This window comes from Micromonospora sp. HM5-17 (assembly GCF_003762835.1).
Taxonomy (GTDB): domain Bacteria; phylum Actinomycetota; class Actinomycetes; order Mycobacteriales; family Micromonosporaceae; genus Plantactinospora.
In genome coordinates this window covers 380,838-396,569 of the sequence record NZ_RJWA01000006.1, presented here as the reverse complement: position 1 = coordinate 396,569, position 15,732 = coordinate 380,838, and the positions used below count along the sequence as shown (strand labels likewise).

At 74.7% G+C, this 15,732-nt stretch carries 15 protein-coding genes; 9 read left to right on the top strand and 6 right to left on the bottom strand.

Going from position 1 to position 15,732, the window contains the following annotated elements; all coding sequences use genetic code 11:
• Positions 1-153: 153 nt before the first annotated feature.
• From EF879_RS19580 to EF879_RS19570, 3 genes are all read left to right on the top strand, one after another.
• Positions 154-960: a hypothetical protein gene (locus tag EF879_RS19580; RefSeq protein ID WP_123560637.1), complete on the top strand. Its 807-nt coding sequence runs from the start codon at positions 154-156 to the stop codon at positions 958-960.
• Positions 961-1,161: 201 nt separating this feature from the next.
• Entirely contained in the window at positions 1,162-2,013 is an 852-nt protein-coding gene (locus EF879_RS19575) for an SAM-dependent methyltransferase (RefSeq protein ID WP_233604583.1), read from the top strand.
• Positions 2,014-2,157: 144 nt separating this feature from the next.
• Complete coding sequence (locus tag EF879_RS19570; protein ID WP_123560635.1) at positions 2,158-3,192, top strand: TRM11 family methyltransferase; 1,035 nt, start codon at positions 2,158-2,160, stop codon at positions 3,190-3,192.
• Between the two features lie 51 nt (positions 3,193-3,243).
• Here EF879_RS19570 and EF879_RS28870 read toward each other — a convergent pair whose 3' ends face one another.
• On the bottom strand, positions 3,244-4,182 hold the full coding sequence (locus EF879_RS28870; RefSeq protein ID WP_370375528.1) for a peptidoglycan DD-metalloendopeptidase family protein: 939 nt from the start codon (positions 4,180-4,182) through the stop codon (positions 3,244-3,246).
• A 242-nt stretch (positions 4,183-4,424) separates the two neighbouring features.
• Between EF879_RS28870 and EF879_RS19560 the strand changes: the two genes are divergently transcribed.
• The 5 genes from EF879_RS19560 to EF879_RS19540 all read left to right on the top strand — a co-directional run bounded on the left by EF879_RS19560 (position 4,425) and on the right by EF879_RS19540 (position 10,845).
• The gene (locus tag EF879_RS19560) at positions 4,425-5,531 is read left to right on the top strand and encodes an L-dopachrome tautomerase-related protein (protein WP_123560807.1); all 1,107 of its coding nucleotides are present in this window, start codon (positions 4,425-4,427) and stop codon (positions 5,529-5,531) included.
• A gap of 267 nt (positions 5,532-5,798) precedes the next feature.
• Positions 5,799-6,059: an acyl carrier protein gene (locus EF879_RS19555; RefSeq protein ID WP_158624209.1), complete on the top strand. Its 261-nt coding sequence runs from the start codon at positions 5,799-5,801 to the stop codon at positions 6,057-6,059.
• Positions 6,049-7,299 carry a beta-ketoacyl synthase N-terminal-like domain-containing protein gene (locus EF879_RS19550; protein WP_158624208.1) on the top strand — a complete coding sequence of 417 codons (1,251 nt, stop codon included), beginning with the start codon at positions 6,049-6,051 and terminating at the stop codon, positions 7,297-7,299. Before EF879_RS19555 ends, EF879_RS19550 begins: the two co-directional genes overlap by 11 nt.
• Positions 7,286-8,575, top strand: coding sequence for a beta-ketoacyl synthase N-terminal-like domain-containing protein (locus EF879_RS19545; protein ID WP_123560629.1), 1,290 nt, complete (start codon positions 7,286-7,288; stop codon positions 8,573-8,575). Before EF879_RS19550 ends, EF879_RS19545 begins: the two co-directional genes overlap by 14 nt.
• Positions 8,479-10,845 carry an AMP-binding protein gene (locus EF879_RS19540; protein WP_158624207.1) on the top strand — a complete coding sequence of 789 codons (2,367 nt, stop codon included), beginning with the start codon at positions 8,479-8,481 and terminating at the stop codon, positions 10,843-10,845. Before EF879_RS19545 ends, EF879_RS19540 begins: the two co-directional genes overlap by 97 nt.
• A gap of 174 nt (positions 10,846-11,019) precedes the next feature.
• On the opposite strand, the gene EF879_RS19535 is transcribed toward EF879_RS19540, so the two are convergent.
• A complete protein-coding gene (locus EF879_RS19535; RefSeq protein ID WP_123560625.1) occupies positions 11,020-11,799 on the bottom strand; it encodes an alpha/beta fold hydrolase in 780 nt (259 codons plus the stop codon).
• Between the two features lie 37 nt (positions 11,800-11,836).
• Positions 11,837-12,724 (bottom strand): alpha/beta hydrolase, encoded by an 888-nt coding sequence (locus EF879_RS19530; protein ID WP_123560623.1) that lies wholly within the window; start codon positions 12,722-12,724, stop codon positions 11,837-11,839.
• A 60-nt stretch (positions 12,725-12,784) separates the two neighbouring features.
• On the opposite strand from EF879_RS19530, the gene EF879_RS19525 reads away from it, so the two are divergent.
• Positions 12,785-13,384 carry a TetR/AcrR family transcriptional regulator gene (locus tag EF879_RS19525; RefSeq protein ID WP_123560621.1) on the top strand — a complete coding sequence of 200 codons (600 nt, stop codon included), beginning with the start codon at positions 12,785-12,787 and terminating at the stop codon, positions 13,382-13,384.
• Between the two features lie 114 nt (positions 13,385-13,498).
• On the opposite strand, the gene EF879_RS19520 is transcribed toward EF879_RS19525, so the two are convergent.
• The 3 genes from EF879_RS19520 to EF879_RS19510 form a co-directional block, all read right to left on the bottom strand.
• Positions 13,499-14,281 (bottom strand): nickel/cobalt transporter, encoded by a 783-nt coding sequence (locus tag EF879_RS19520; protein ID WP_123560619.1) that lies wholly within the window; start codon positions 14,279-14,281, stop codon positions 13,499-13,501.
• On the bottom strand, positions 14,278-14,712 hold the full coding sequence (locus EF879_RS19515; protein ID WP_123560617.1) for a hypothetical protein: 435 nt from the start codon (positions 14,710-14,712) through the stop codon (positions 14,278-14,280). The genes EF879_RS19520 and EF879_RS19515 overlap by 4 nt, the downstream gene beginning before the upstream one ends.
• A 259-nt stretch (positions 14,713-14,971) precedes the next feature.
• Entirely contained in the window at positions 14,972-15,703 is a 732-nt protein-coding gene (locus tag EF879_RS19510; protein ID WP_148086487.1) for a hypothetical protein, read from the bottom strand.
• Positions 15,704-15,732: the final 29 nt, after the last annotated feature.

Genomic DNA, 15,732 nt, shown 5'->3' with positions numbered 1-15,732 from the left:
GCACCTCCGCAGACAGCACCTCCGGGTACCCGGACTCCCGTGGGGCGGGCGCGGCGGAGACCGGTCGTCGTACCCAGTAAACCAGAGAGGATCTTCTATGTCGACCTCCTCGACGCTGGCGCGTTGCATCGACGTGTGTCATGCTCTTGCGCCATGGTGAGGCTGACGAGACGCATCCTTCCGCTCCTCCTGGCCGCCGGCGTGGTGCTGAGCGGCGGCGGCGCGGTGCTGGCCGGCGACGACCCCGGCCGGGGCGTCGGAGGGCACGCGGGTGGCTGCGGCGGCCGGGCGCTGCTGTTCTGCGAGGACTTCGAACGGCTCCCCACCGGCGGCGCCGCCACGCTCGCCTGGGGTATCGACACCCGGGCCGGCACCCTCACCGTGGAGCGCCAGCGGGGCGACAAGGTCCTGCACGTCCACACCGAGGGCAACGGACGGGCCTTCCTCAGGGTCGACGACTTCGCCGCCCCGGGTAACCACTTCTACGGCCGGATGCGGGTGAAGGTCGACGCCTTTCCGACCGCCCCCGACTGGGCGCACTTCACCCTGGTCGAGGCGACCGGGCCGGGCAGTGCCGAGATCGTCCGGCCGATCGGCGGCCAGTGGGCACCGCCGCTCGGCGGGTCGTACTGGGGGGTGGGCGCCGACGGCGGCCCGACCGGCGACTGGACGAACTGGCGGGAGTCCGCGCCCACCGTGGAGGACCGTTGGCAGTGCCTCGAGTGGGAGTGGGACGCCAGGGAGAACCGGATTGCGGTCTGGATCGACGGCGTGCCGCAGCCGGACCTGACCGTGTCCACCACCGAGCACGGCGGCAATCCGGTCGACTTCGTCCTGCCCCGGGCCGACACGATCAAGATCGGTTGGCAGCTCTACCAGAGCGGACCGACCCCGGACCACTTCGACCTGTGGCTGGACGACCTCGCGCTGGGCCGGCATCGGGTCGGTTGCGGACGTTGAACCCGCGCCCGGCGGGTGCCGGGATGCGGGCCGGCGAGCCGGGCCGGTCACGACGAGGTCGCGCGGGCTGTCGCCCGCTCGTGCGGACGACCCTCTACTCTGGATGTCAAGACGGGCCTCCGGCTCGGGCGTCCGGTATCCGATCCGCTGGGCGGCGCGGGTTACCCTGGACGTCCGATTCCCCGACCCCGGAGTGAGCCTGTGACCGCCCCCAACGACGGTGGCTTCCCCGCCTTCCCCATCGACGTGCCCACCTCGGCCCGGATGTACGACTACTGCCTCGGCGGCAAGGACAACTTCCCCGTCGACCGGGCCGCCGTGCTGCACGTCTGCCGGCAGTACCCGTCCAGCCTGGACGTCACGCGGGAGAACCGTCGATTCCTCTACCGGGTGGTCCGGTACCTCGCCCGCGACCTCGGCCTCCGGCAGTTCCTCGACCTCGGCAGCGGGCTACCGACCCAGGCGAACGTGCACGAGGTGGCGCAGCAGTTCCAGCCCGGCGCCCGGGTGGTCTACGTCGACGTCGACCCGATCGTGCTCGCGCACGGCCGCGCGCTGCTCGCCGACGACCAGACGACCCGGGTGATCGCCGCCGACCTCACGGACCCGGAGAAGGTCATCGCCGACCCGACCGTCCGCGAGATGATCGACTTCGCGGAGCCGGTCGGGGTGCTGCTGCTCTCGGTGACCCACTCGATCGTCGACGACGCGGCCGTCCGGCACCTGCTCGACACGATCCGGGCGTCGGTCGTCCCCGGCAGCTACCTGGGGTACTCCCAGCTGGCCGGCCCGGACCCGGCGAGCGTGGCCGAGGGCAACGCGATGGTGAAGCGGATGGGGATCCCCTGGAAGAACCGGACGACCGCTGAGGTGGCGGCGTTCCTGGACGGCTGGGAGGCGGTCGATCCCGGGCTGGTCGACGTCAAGACCTGGCGGCCCGACCCGGACCAGCCGCCGTTGGCGCCGGTCGACGAGGCGCTCCGGCCGTACCTGGGCCAGGGCGGCGACGAGACCCCGTTCTACGAGTACGGCGGCGTGCTCCGCCGGCCCTGACCGCGGCTGTCCGCCGGCGGCGGGTGCCCGTGGCCCGACCGCTCACGACCCGGCGACGTGTCCTGGCCGCCGGCCGAGGGTGAGCCGGGCCCCGGAGCCCGACCCTCTACCATCGAGCCGGCCGACCGAATGCGTGCAGGAGACATGGGCGATTACGCGTTGCTGATCCACCCGTCGTCGAACCGGGTCTACGCGGACGCGTCCGTCGCGCTGACCCGGGCCGAGCTGGCGGTGTTCAACCGAGCCGTGCTCGACGGCCGGTTGACCCGGCTGTCGGAGACGACGATCGGGGGAGTCCGCTACGTCACGTTCAGCGCGGACCGGTTGACCGACCGGGACACGGCGTTCCTGGCCAACCTCTCCGCGATGTACGCGCTGTTCGAGGTCGTCGACGGTCTGCTCCGTCCGGTGGAGCTGCGTCGGCTCGACCGGTTCGACGACGACCTGCTCACCATTCCGAAATACCCGGGGAAGACCAATGAGCAGTTCACCAAGCTGCTGCTGAACGTCACCCTCCTGTCGTCGGACTTCGCGGCGGAGATGCCGGTCCGGCGGTTCCGGGTCATCGATCCGCTCTGCGGGCGCGGCACGACCCTGAACCAGGCGCTCATGTACGGCTTCCACGCCGCCGGGGTGGACCACGACCAGAAGGACTTCGAGGCGTATTCGGCGTACATCCAGACCTGGCTGAAGCGGAAGCGGATCAAGCACCACGCCGAGACGGGGCCGGTCCGGCGGGACCGGAGACTCGTCGGCCGGCGGTTGCGGGTGGAGCTCGCCGCGGACAGGGAGGCGTACCGGGCCGGTGACGTGCAGCGGTTGGACGTGGTGAACGCGGACACCACCCGGAGCCTGGAGTTCTTCCGCGCGGGTAGCCAGGACCTGGTGGTCGCGGACGCCCCGTACGGCGTGCAGCACGGCAGCCGCAGCGCCGGAGGTGGACTCTCCCGTAGCCCGCTGCGGCTGCTGGCCGAGGCGGCCCCGGTCTGGGCCGGTCTGCTGCGGCGGGGCGGGGCGCTCGGACTCGCCTGGAACACGTACGTGGCGCACCGGGACGACGCGGCCCAGATCCTGGCCGATGCCGGCCTGGAGGTGCAGACCGACGAGCCGTACCAGGGGTTCGTCCACCGGGTCGACCAGGCGATCGTCCGGGACGTCGTCGTCGCCCGGAAGCCCTGACCGCCGACCGTGCCCCGTCCCGCCACGGGCGGCGGGACGGGGCCGTGGGGGTCAGTAGCTGCAGCCGCTGGTCGGCAGGCTGGTGGCGGCGGGTGGGGTGACCCCGTCGTAGATCGCCAGCAGGAACGGCTGGGGGCAGCGCCGGGTGCTACCGGTCCGGATGCCGAAGTGCAGGTGCGGGCCGGTGGAGTTGCCGGTGTTGCCGGTCGAGCCGATCCGTTGCCCGGCGGTGACGGTGGCGCCGTTCGCCACCGACCACGCGGAGAAGTGGCAGTACGTGTAGATCGCCCCGTCCGTGCCGGTCAGGTTGATCCCCTGACCGCAGCTGCTGTCGTTGATCCGGACCACGGTGCCGGACCGGACGGCGTACGCGGGCGTGCCGGTCGGCACGGGCAGGTCGATGGCGGGGTAGTCGTGGTGCGGGTCGTCGTACTCGCTGCGCGGCAGGGCAGTCCGGGGCAGGGGCAGCGAGAACTGGCCGCCGCCGTCGGTGGCGGTGGTGATCCGCACCGCGTCGGCGATGACGTACCCGGTGCCGCTGGTCCACCGGCTCACCCCGACCACGTTGTAGTCACCGGCGGCGAGGGAGAACGTCCCCAGGCTCACCCACCGTCCGCCGTTGACCCGCTGGTTGACCGGGATGGTCTGGTTGCCGCTGGTGGTGGCGACGATGAACGGCGTGGCGTTGTTGTAGCCGGGGTCGGCCGGGTACCAGACCTCGACGAGGTAGTTGCCGGCGCTGGGTACGTTGATCTTGAACCACGCCGGGTCACTGGCGGTGGTGTTCGGGGTGGCGTACCGGTAGTCGGGGCCCTGCCGCTGGCTGGACCAGGTGGACGTGCCCCAGTTGGCACTGGCGGTGAAGCGGTCGGCGGTGGCGTTGTCGACGGTCACCGTGGCCGCCGCGGCAGGGCTTGCCGGGACCAGAATGCTGGCGGCGAGTGCGGTCGCCGCGAGGACGGCGAGGCCGCGGGCGTATTGGTTCGACATGGAGACCCTTCCGGCTCCGAAGGCGACAGGATGAAGGTATCTAACCAACCAGACGAATTGTTGGAAAGACTTCTACATAGATCATGAACGGTCCGCCGGACGTCGCCGCCGGGAGGATCTCGCCGATTCCCGCAATCCCCCGGTACGAGGTGCCGTACGGTGGCGGTATCGGTACGGCCGGGCCCGTGCCCGGGGTGGGGCGGGCGGCGCGTCCGCCGGCCGCGACATCCACGGGGGCCTGGATGAGCGACCAGTTGACCAGCGACGAGAGCTGTGGCGACCTCGAGGTGGTCGGCACCTTCACCGGCGCCATGCCGACCGGGGTGACCGTCTCCCGGCGGGGCCGGATCTTCGTCAACTTCCCGCGCTGGGGCGACGACGTCGCGGCCACCGTCGCCGAGCTGCGGGACGGCACCTGCCAGCCCTATCCCGACCCGGCCTGGAACAGCCCCGCCGGGATCGATGACGCCGGGGCCTTCGTCTCGGTGCAGAGCGTCGTCGTCGACCCGGCCGACCGGCTCTGGGTGCTCGACACCGGCAGCCCGATGTTCCAGCCCACCCGCACCGGCGGGCCGAAGCTGGTCCGGATCGACCTCGACACCGACACCGTCGCCCAGACGATCGTCTTCCCGCCCGACGTCGCGCTGCCGACGACGTACCTCAACGACGTCCGGTTCGACCTGCGCCGGGGAGCCGCCGGCACCGCCTTCATCACCGACTCGTCCGGCTCCGGCCCGAACGGCATCATCGTGGTCGACCTCGCCAGCGGCGCCGCCTGGCGGCGCCTGCACGACGACCCCTCGACCAAGGCCGAGCCGCTGGCCTCGTTCCGGCCGCTCGTCGAGGGGCGGCCCTTCCTCCAGCGGCCGGCCGACGGCCCGCCCAGCCCGGTCACCGTGGGGTCGGACGGCATCGCCATCTCCGCCGACGGCAGCCGCCTCTTCTACTGCCCGCTCGCCTCCCGCCGGCTCTACAGCGTCTCCGTCGACGCCCTGGCCGACCGGTCGCTCGACGACGACCAGGTCACCGCGACCGTCCGGGACGAGGGGGACAAGGGCACCGCCTCGGACGGGCTGGAGAGCGACGACGCGGGCCGGATCTATCTCACCGGCTACGAGCAGAACGCCATCCTCCGCCGGCACCCGGACGGCGGCTACGACACCCTGGTCCGGGATCCCCGGCTGCTCTGGCCGGACACCATGTCCGTCGCCGCCGACGGGTACCTCTACGTCATCGCGAACCAGTTGCACCGGCAGCCGACGTACTCCGGTGGAATCGACCGACGGCGGAAGCCGTACGTCCTGTTCCGGGTCCGGATCGACGCCGGTCCGGTCTCGCTGCTGCCCTGACCTGCGGCGTCAGGTCCGCCAGATCGCCCGGGCGGGCGCCGCGCGACGGCGGTGCCACCCCGGGGCGACCCACGGCGACCGCACGGATCCGCCGTGGCGTATCGATCTGATCGGATTGCGGCAAGGACCTGATCGGCAGGATGCCGTCGCACAATCCGGTCGCATCCTGCGAAGGGTCCGGTCGTTTGGTTCCTGGAAAACCCAGAGCGAAGTTCACCCGCAACTTCCACGCCCGTGGCGGCTGCGGGGACGGGAGAGGAGCCGGACTTGACACACCGGGACGCGGTCTCGGCCGCCGCGCTACGCAACCTGGCGGCCGAGATCTTCGAGGTCCGCCCGAACGAGATCACCGACGGCGCGGCCTTCTACGAGGACCTCGGCATCGACTCGGTGCAGAAGGTGGAGTTCGTGGTACGCATCGAGCGGCAGCTCGGCGTACGGCTGACCGACGAGGAGGCGGCCGGTCTGCGGGACTTCGGCGACACGCTCGCCGTGCTGCGGAACCGGGGTGTCTCCGTTGGACCGTGACCCGACGACCCTCGTCCGCCCACCCGGCGGTTCCCGGCCCGACGTCGTGGTCTCCGGCACGGGTGCCGTCTCCGCGGCAGGGCTCGGCACCGCCGCACTGTGGCGGGCGGTGACCGAGCGGCGGGTGCTGACCGGCCCGGTGACCCGGTTCGACCTGTCGGGCTACCCGGCCCGGCGGGGCGCGGAGGTGCCACCCGACGCCGTGGCCGGGCTCGACGCGCTGGTGCCGGCGCACCGCTGCCTGGCGGCCCGGTACCTCGCCGCCGCCGCCCTGGAGGCGCTCCGGGACGCCGGCGTGCCGGCCCGGAGCCGTCGACACCGGCTCGGCGTCTTCGTCGGCACGGTGATGGCCACCCGGCCACTGCTCGACCGGGGTATCGGAGCCGGCCGGCTCGCCGTACCGGCCGGCGGCGGGTGGGCCCGCCCGGACGACCTGCTGGCCCCGCTGCGCGCGGTGCTCACCGTCACCGGCCCCGCCGTGCTGCTCGCCCCCGGCTGCGCGGCCGGGAACAGCGCCATCGCCGCCGGCTCCCGGGCCGTCGCCGCCGGCGAGGTCGACGTCGCGGTCTGCGCGGGCGTCTCCGAACTCTCGCTCGAGATCCTCGCGATGTTCACGTCGTTGCGGGCGCTCGCCGACGACACCGTCCGCCCGTTCGACGTCGACCGCCGGGGCACGATCCCCGGCGAGGGTGCCGCCGTGCTGGTCCTGGAGCCGGGGGAGCGGGTCCGGGCGCGGGGGCGCCGGCCGCTCGCCCGGGTCCTGGCCTGCGCCGCCGCCGCCGACGCGCACAACCCGACCCGACCGCATCCGGACGGCGCCGGCCTGGTGGCGACGGTGCGCGGCTGCCTCGACCGGGCCGGGCTGACCGCCGACGACGTCGACTGGGTCAGCGCGCACGGCACCGGCACACCGGCCAGCGACGGCATCGAGGCCCGGGCGCTGGCCCGGGCGCTGCCCGGCCGACGCCGCCCGGTGGTCTCCTCGGTGAAGGGGCAGCTCGGTCACCCGGAGGGGGCGGCCGCCGCCCTGGAGGCGGTGCTCGCCGTACGCGCCCTGACCGAGGACTTCGTGCCGGGGAACGTGACCCTGCGCAAGCCCGACCCGGCCTGCGACGGCATCGACCTGGTGGAGCCCGCGGGCCGGCGTACGCCGGTCCGGACCGTGCTGAGCCCGGCGTTCGGCTTCGGCGGCGGGGTGTCGACGGTGCTGCTGGGGAGGTGCGACGATGCGGCGAGCTGACCACCGGCGGGCCAGCCGGCCGGCCCGCCACCCGCGGACCGGGGCGGCGACGCCCGGCGGTGCCCCGCTCGCGGTCGCCGGTCTGGGGCTCCGGTTGCCCGGGGTGACCCGGGTCGGCGACCTCGTCCGCCGGCTCGGCGGGCCGCCGGCGCCGCCGCCCGCGGTCCGCCGGTTCGCGGCCCCGGGCAGCGACCTCGACCCGGTCGAGCGGCTGGCCTGGGGTCCGGTCGAGCCTCGGGTGCCCGAAACCGCCGCCGGGCGGGGCCTTCGGGCGCTGCCGTACGAGTCCCTGCTCGCCCTCGCGGCCGCTGCCTCGGCCCGGGACATGGCGGCCGCCGGCCCGGCACCGGTGACGGGCGAGACGACGGCCCCGGTCGATCCGGCGACGGTGGTGGGGGCCGGGCCGCCGGCGCGACCCGGGTCGGATGACGGGCCGGTCGCGGTCCTCTGGGCCAGCTCGACGGCGGGGCTGTCCGAGTACGCCACCGTCTGCGTGGAGGCGGCCACGCTGGACCCGGGACTGTGCAGTCCGCTGCTCGGCCCCGCCTCGGCGTTCAACGGCCCGGCGGCAACCGTCTCCATCCGGCTCGGCCTCGACGGCCCCAACGAGACGCTCACCGGCGGTCCGACGGCCGGCCTCTCCGCCCTGGCCGAGGCGGGCCGGCTGGTCGCGGAGGGTTCCGCCGGACGGGCGCTGGTCGGCGGTTCGGCGACGGTGAGTCGGTGGAGCCTGGCCGGTGCCGCCGGGGACACCGAGGCCGGAGCCGGTGGGGAGACCGGCGCCTGGGCCGCGGACGGGGCCGGCTGCCTCGCCCTGCGGCCGTGCCGCGACGGTGAGCCCGGCGTCCGGCTCGGTCGGGTCCTCCGGCTCGGCCTGGATCCCGCGGACCTGGTGACCCAGTGCCGCGACCTGGTCCGGGGCGGGTCCGCCCCGGGCACACCGCCGGACGGGCCGTTGGTCGTGTCCACGGGCGACGCCGACCTGGTCGACGCGTTGGCCAAGGACCATGCCTGGCCGGTCTGGCACCTGGAGCGGGTGCTGGGCGACTTCGGTGCCGCCGGCGGGCTGCTCGCCGCCATCTGCGCCGTCGCCCACTGCGTCCACACACCCCCGCCGGCGAGCCTGCTCGTGCTGGCGGTCGAGCCGTCCGGAAACGCGGCCATCATGGAGGTTTTATCGTGGGAAGCGTCAACCTTGTCGAGCGGCTGCTCGGCCGACACCTCGCCCTCGGGCGGGGTGAGCGCCCGGCGTACGTCGACGACGACGGCGAGCTGAGCTACGCCCAGCTGCACCGCGCCGTGCGTGGGTACGCGGCACGGCTCGCCGCGGTCGGCGTGGGTCCCGGTACCCGAGGGCTCGTTCTCGCCGACGACGCCACACCGACCGTCGTGGCGATCCTGGCGCTGTGGTGGCGCGGCGCGGTCGCGGTCCCGGTCAGCCCGGCGTTGACCGAGGCAGAGATCGCGTTTATCGCCCGCGACTGCGGGGCGGGCTTCCTGCACGCCGACGAGCGCGGTACCGCGGTGGCGGACCGGGCCGGTGTCGGGCTGACCCGGGGCGGCGCGGACTGGGCGGAGCCGGGCGCCGAGCCGGTACCACCGCCGGTGGAGCGGCCTCCCGGCGCGGAGGTGCTGATCCAGTACACCTCGGGAAGCACCGGCAACCCGAAGGGGGTACGGCACACCCGGACCGGGGTGGACGGGGTGCTGGACGGTTTCGGGCGGGTTCTCGACCTGCGGCCCGGCGACACCGTGCTCTCCACCGCGAAACTCTCCTTCGGCTACGGGTTCGGCAACTCCCTGCTCTTCCCGCTCGCGGCCGGGGCACGGGTGGTCCTGCTGTCCGGGCCGCCCGACGTGTTCCGGCTGACCGCGGCGATCGCCCGGTACCGGCCGACCGTGCTCTGCGCCGTACCACGGATCTATGCCGGGCTGCGGGACCGGGCCCGCCAGGCGGCGGACACCGCACCCGGTCCGGTGCGTGATCTCGAGTCGGTCCGGCTCGCCGTGTCGGCCGGCGAGCACCTCCCGGGGTCGCTCTGCGCCGACGTCACCCGGATCTTCGGTGTCCGGCTGCTCAACGGCCTGGGCGCCACGGAGGTGCTGCACATCGTGGCGACGACCCGGGACAGCCGGCCCGGGTCGACCGGCACCGCCGTACCCGGGACGACGCTCACCGTACGGGACGAGGCGGGCCGGGTGCTGCCGGCCGGCATGGAGGGGCGGCTTCACGTCGCCGGCCCCTCGGTTGCCGCCGGCTACCTCGAGCGTCCGGAGGAGAACGCCCGGACCTTCGCCGACGGGGGCGCCTACACCGGCGACATCGTCCGGCAGGAGCCAGACGGCGAGATCCGGTACGTCTGCCGGCACGACGACCTGATCAACGTCGGCGGCTACAAGGTCTCGCCGCTCGAAATCGAGGCGACGGTACGGGACCTGGCCGGACTGGCCCAGTGCGCGGTCGTCGGCACCCGGGGCGCCGACGGACTGGAGCAGGCGGTCGCCTACCTCGTGCCGATGCCGGGGGTCGATCCGGACGCCCTGCGCCGGGAGGCCCGGGCCGTGTTCCGGGCGGCGTTGCCACCGTTCAAGCGGCCGGCGTTGGTGGAGGTGGTCGCGCAGTTGCCGGTCACTTCCACCGGCAAGCTCGCCCGGTACAGGCTGCGGGCCGCGGGCGTCCGCGGTGCGGCTCCACCCGCCGGTGACGGCGCGTCGCCGGTGGGCGGTGCCGCGGCGGCCGGTGCCGCTCCGGGGCGCGGCGGTGGTTCACCGGCCCGCGGCACCCCGGCGCCCGGTGGTACCCCGGTCGCCGGTCGTACCGCCCCGGTGGTCGCCCGTCGGGGCGGCGGGGACGTGGTGGCGGTCCAGATGCGGGTCCTCCGGGACGGTCCGGGCCGGACCCTGATCTGCATCCCCTACGCCGGCGGGTCGTCCGGGGCGTTCACCCGGCTGGCCCGGCACCTGCCCGGGTCGTGGCGGGTGGTCGCCGGGGAGGCGGTCTACCGGGACGGCGCGACCGTGGCGGACGCGGCCCGGGCGTGGTGGCGGGCAGGGGCGCCGTACCTCTCCGATCGGGCCGTCCTCTTCGGGCACAGCCTGGGGGCGGTGCTGGCCGCCGCGCTGGCGGACACCGCGGGAGCGGGGCTCGGCGGCGCCGAGGTCGTCCTCTCCGCGCCGCCGGTGCTGGCCTCCGGGGCGGACCGCCCGGCGCTGGTCTCCGACGACGACGAGACCCTGCTGACCGCCCTGCGCCGTTCCGGACTGCTCCCGGCGACCTCGCTGACCCCGGACGAGATCGGTCGGCTGCTGCTGCCCCGGTTCCGCCGGGACATCGCGCTCGCTCCGGACGGCTTCCAGGGCGTCCGGACCCGGCCGGTGCACGTTCTCCTGGGGACCGAGGACCGGCTCTGCACCCGGGAGGCGCTCGCCGCGCTGCTCCCCGGCGACCGCCTCGCCAGCCTGCACCTGGTCACCGGCGACCACTACTTCGTCACGACCAATCCGGCGCAGACCGCGCAGGTCCTCACCGGACTGTTCGCGGACTGACCGCCGACGCGGCGGGGTCGGGGCGGAACACCTCCGGCCGACCCCGCCGCAGCGGTGGACGCCCACCGCCCGGGCGCGACACCACCGGGTCCGGGAGCCGGCGGTGGCCAGCGCCCGGATGCGGTCCCGATCCCGGGCGTGCCGCGCACTCCCCGGCGGTGGCCGCCGGGGCCGTCACGCCGGCGCGTCGGGCACCTCGCGGGCCGGCCCGTCCGGCCGTGTCCAGAAGCGCCGCAGCAGGTCGGCGGCGAGCCGGGGGTTCTCGAGCATCCACCAGTGCCCGAGGCCGGGCAGGACGCCGACGGCCGCGCCGGCCCGCGCCGCGGCGCGACGGCGGCTCGCGGCGTCGCCGAGTGCGGCGTCGGCGGTGGCCAGCAGGACGAGCCCGGGACGCCGACGCGCGGCCGGTAGCGTGCGGCCGAGGTCGACCAGCACCGACGGTGGGGCGCTGCGGTAGAGCCGCAGCACCGCGTCGCCGGAGACCGCGGCGCAACCGGGCGCCAGCGCGGCGGCGACCGCGGGCGGGACGCCGACCGAGACCAGGTAGGCCGCCCTGCGGTCCGGGTCGGGATCGGTCAACGCGGCCACCGCCGCCTCGCCGTCGCCCGGCGTCTGCCAGGTCCGGGCCAGCCGGTGCCAGGCGAAGCCGGGTTCGAACATCCCGATGCTGTCCGTGCACCAGCTGCGCAGCAGGTCGGGCCGGGTCGTCGCCACGCCCAGCACGTGCGCGCCGCCCCAGTCGTGACCCACCAGGTCGACCGGGCCGCCCAGGGCCTCGAGTTCGGCGACCAGCCAGTCCCGGTACGCCTGCGGCGTGCCGGCGAAGCCGGGTGGGACGGGGGCGCCGAACCCGGGCGGCGCCAGTCGGACGACGTCGGGTCGGCCCAGCGCGTCGACCAGGGGGTCCCAGACGGCCGTGGTTTCCGGGTTGCCGTGGACGAGGACGACCGTCACGGGCTGCTCCGGCCGTCCCGGACGTCCGTCGGGCGGATCACCGGGGAGTCCCGGCCGCGGCGGTGTCGGGCCGGCCGGCCGCCAGGTGCCTGCGCAGCCAGGTCACCGCGTGCTGGTCGACCATCCGGGCGTGCGGCAGCTGGGCGGCGGGTTCGAGGCCGGGCTCCTCGGCCAACGCGTGTGCCATGCCGGGAACGACGACCAGGTCGACCCGGCTCGGGTCGGCGTACCGGGCGGCGAGGGCTGCGGTGAGCCGCCGGGCCGGGTCGAGGAACCCGTCCGGGGCGTCGTCGGCGCCGACGACGGCCAGGATCGCCGGCTCGCCGGCCGCGGCGATCTCCGCTGCCCGGGCCGTGAAGTCGAGTCGGTCGGCCACCGCGTCCGACTCCGACGTCCAGGTGTAGGTGAGGCCGTACCGCCGGCTCATCGCCCCCACCACGGCGCGCAGTTCGATCACGGGACTGATCAGCACCGCCGCCGCGACCGGCAGGCCGGCCGCCGGCGCGGTCTCGGTCAGCACCAGCTGGGCCACGGCGGAGCCGATCGACCCACCCACCAGGGCCAGCGGGTTGTCGCCGAACCCGAGCCGGTCCCGCAGTTCCGCCCAGGCCGCCGGGAACTCCTCGGCGCCCTGGGCGGTGATCGGGCCCTGCAGGTTACGCACCGAGTCCTCGTAGCCGAGCCGCATCAGCTCGTCGAAGCCGCCGGCCGGCAGCCGGGATCCGGACAGCGGCAGGCCCAGGTAGATCCGCCAGGCGTCCAGCCCGGCCAGCGGAAGCGCGGCGGCGAAGGCGGCCTCGGTGCGGGGTGGGTCCAGCAGGTGCCAGGCCGCGACGACCGGCGCGGGGCGCGGCCCGCCCTCCGGCGGTACGGCGAGGAACGGGACACCGGCGGCGGTGCCGACGATCGGGGTTGCGGACGTCATGTGTACTCCCTCATCTACTGTACGGCGTTCAATTTAACTGGACGGTGTACAGTTTGCAACATGCGGAGCACCTCTCGCGGCCCGGGGCAACGGGCCGGACTGACCAGGGCGGACGTCCTCACCGCGGCCCGGGCACTGCTCGCCGAGGGCGGGATCGAGGCGCTTTCCATGCGGTCGCTGGCCCGCCGGCTCGGCGTCGCCCCGAACACGCTCTACAGCTACGTCCGCAGCAAGACCGAGCTGCTCGACGAGGTCCTCGACGGCGTGCTCGCCGAGGTCCGCGCGCCGGAGGCGGACACGCCCGACCCGGTCGCCGGGATCAGCGCTCTGATGACGTCGACGTACACGGTGCTGCTCGGACACCCCGACCTGGTGCCGGTCTTCCTGGCCCGGCAGGGCGCCCGGGGAGCCAACGCCGTCCGGCTCGGCGAGATCCTCGACACCCTGCTGCGCCGGGCCGGCGTCGACGAGTCCGACGTCGGGCAGGCGCGCCGGGTCCTCATCGTGCACGCCATCGGCTCCGCCGCGTTCGCCGCCGTGGGCCCCGACGGCGAGCGCCCGCTCGCGCCGGCGGACGTGACGGCGCAGTTCACCCGGGGCCTCGGCTGGCTGCTCGCCGGAATCACGGCGGGGTCGAGCCCGCCGGGAGGCGCCGGCTGACCGGCGGGCGCCCACCGCGTCCCACCGCCGGGTCCGCACCCCGGCCGTGCCGGCCCGGCGGGGCGGAACCGGACCCCACCCGGGTCGGTGGCCCGGGGTCAGCCGCAGAGGGAGTCAGCCGGAGAGAACGGACACCGCGGCGACGAGATAGAGACAGCCGCCGATGCTCACGAACACCCCGGCGACCGCCGGCAGCCAGGTGGCGGTCACCGCCACCGGCCAGCGCCGGACCCGCCCGGACAGCAGCGCGAACCCCCGGATCGTCACCACGCCGACCCCGGTCAGGGTGACCGCCATGCCGAGGCCGAAGGCGAGAACCAGGACGAGCGCGTCGACGGCGCGGCCGGTCAGCAGGCCGCTGACCAGAACGAGAAACGCGGAGGGGGAGGGGAGCAGCCCACCGGAGACGGCCAGCGCGGTCAGCCCGCGCCGGGACCACGGGTCGGCCGGCGCCGGCGTGTCGTGGTGCTGGTGGTCGTGGGAGTGCCCGTGCCCGGGGGCACGCGCAGACCGGTGAGGGTGCGTGTGGCCGTGCCCCCGGCCCCAGAGGTGCCGCCAGGTCAGGTGGGCGCCGACGCCGATCACGACCAGTCCGGCCACGACCTGCAACCAGGCGGTCAGGTCCCTCGTGCCGACGTTCGCCGCGCCGCTGAGGCCGACCCAGACCAGCGCCAGCACCAGGACCGAGCAGGTGTGCATCGCCGCCACGATCACACCCAGCCGTAGGGCGTCCCGGTAGCGTCCCTGGGTGCCCAGCAGGTACGCCGCGGTGACGCTCTTGCCGTCGCCCGGCGCGACCGCGTGCGCGGCCCCGACCCCGACCGCCACCACCAGGGCCAGCCAGAAGACCGCGCGGCCGTCGAAGAGGGCGACCAGCCGCTGCTCGACGCCGGTCACGACCGGCTCCGCACGCGTCGCCGCAGCCGCACCACGGCCAGGGTGGCCAGGGCGGTGGCCAGGGCCGCGCCGGCACCGACCAGGGCCCCGGTCAGGCCCGGACCGCCGCCGTCGGCGGAGAACCGCATCCGGTGGGTCGGCTCGGCGGCGGTGAACAGGACACGCCTCGGGACCGCCGGGGTCTGGCTGGTGAGCACCGTTCGGTACGCCTCGTTGAGATCGGTCAGGGCGGTGAGGGTGATGTCGAGTTCGGCCACCTCGGCGGGACACTCGAACCGCAGCCGGGCGCCCTGGTCCAGCAGCCGGTCGAGGGCCACCACCCGGCCCGGGCACGGGGCGTCGTCCTGCCGCACCGTGATCCGGTCCAGCAGGTAGTCGTGGACCCGGTTCGACCGGCGCAGCTTCTGCTCACCGGTCAGCTCGGTCGCCACCGGCCCGAGGGACGGGTTCTCGAAGGCCCCGAGTGCGTGACCCAGGGCGACCCAGTCGTCCTCGGCGGCGCGCCAGGCGATCGTGACCCGGGCGCCGTCGACGGTGACGTGTGCCGTGGACGGCGGGCCGAAGGGATGGGCGGCGGCCGGCGCCGGCCAGCACCGCGCGAACGGGTCGGATGCGGACAGTCACGAAAGTCTCTCCTCGGTGGCGGACCGGGCGCGGCGCGGACCGTCGCCGCCGCGCCCGGTCCGGGTGTCACCTGGTCACGGTGATGACCGGGCTGGTGATGCGCTGGTTCGGGCTCTCCAGGTAGACCACGTAGGTGCCCTTGCGCGTCACCAGCGGCGGCAGCCTGAAGCTGTACGTCAGGCGGCCCAGCTCGCCGGCCCGCCGGTGGGCGACGAGCACCTTCTTGCGTCCGGTACCGCCCCGGGTGTCGCGCAGGTACACGGCCACCTGCTCGCCCGGGTCGTAGCCGTACGCCGAGATCGTGAGCCGGTCCTTCCGCGTGACGGTCGTCCGGTCGACCGCCACCTGCTCGCCCGTGGTGTTCTCCGGGGTACGCAGCTCGTTGACCGTCCGCTCACCGGCGGCGTTCTTCCGGATGACGACGCCGTCGTGGAGCTCGCCGTTGGCGTACCGGGCCTCGTACCGGATACTGTCGGCGGTGACGTCGATCAGCTGGTAGAGCTGCTTGTCCTCCGCCTTGCTCATGATGTCGGCGCCGTTGCCGGTCCAGACCGAGCCGTCGACGTCGTACATCTTGCCGCCGGAGACCGACACCGCGTAGACGGTGCTGTCGTGCACGGACAGGTCGGGAATCGGGGACGGTCGGTGGATCTCCGCCGCCGGGTACCTGCCCGGCGCGGCGTCGCCGAACGCCACCGGCGTCACCGCGAAGCCGCCGACGAGCAGGGCCGCGGCGGCGACCGCCGTCAGTCGCGCCCGCCGCGAACCCACAATCCAGGGTCGCTTGACGTCACTCAACGAGAATCACCTTTCGGGTGAACGGGCAC

Excerpts from the sequence above, each read along its gene's own strand:
- EF879_RS19560 (WP_123560807.1), top strand. The coding sequence starts at position 4,425 with ATGAGCGACCAGTTGACCAGCGACGAGAGCTGTGGCGACCTCGAGGTG.
- EF879_RS28870 (WP_370375528.1), bottom strand. The coding sequence starts at position 4,182 with ATGTCGAACCAATACGCCCGCGGCCTCGCCGTCCTCGCGGCGACCGCA.
- EF879_RS19530 (WP_123560623.1), bottom strand. The coding sequence starts at position 12,724 with ATGACGTCCGCAACCCCGATCGTCGGCACCGCCGCCGGTGTCCCGTTC.
- EF879_RS19545 (WP_123560629.1), top strand. The coding sequence starts at position 7,286 with ATGCGGCGAGCTGACCACCGGCGGGCCAGCCGGCCGGCCCGCCACCCG.
- EF879_RS19570 (WP_123560635.1), top strand. The coding sequence starts at position 2,158 with ATGGGCGATTACGCGTTGCTGATCCACCCGTCGTCGAACCGGGTCTAC.
- EF879_RS19525 (WP_123560621.1), top strand. The coding sequence starts at position 12,785 with ATGCGGAGCACCTCTCGCGGCCCGGGGCAACGGGCCGGACTGACCAGG.
- EF879_RS19580 (WP_123560637.1), top strand. The coding sequence starts at position 154 with ATGGTGAGGCTGACGAGACGCATCCTTCCGCTCCTCCTGGCCGCCGGC.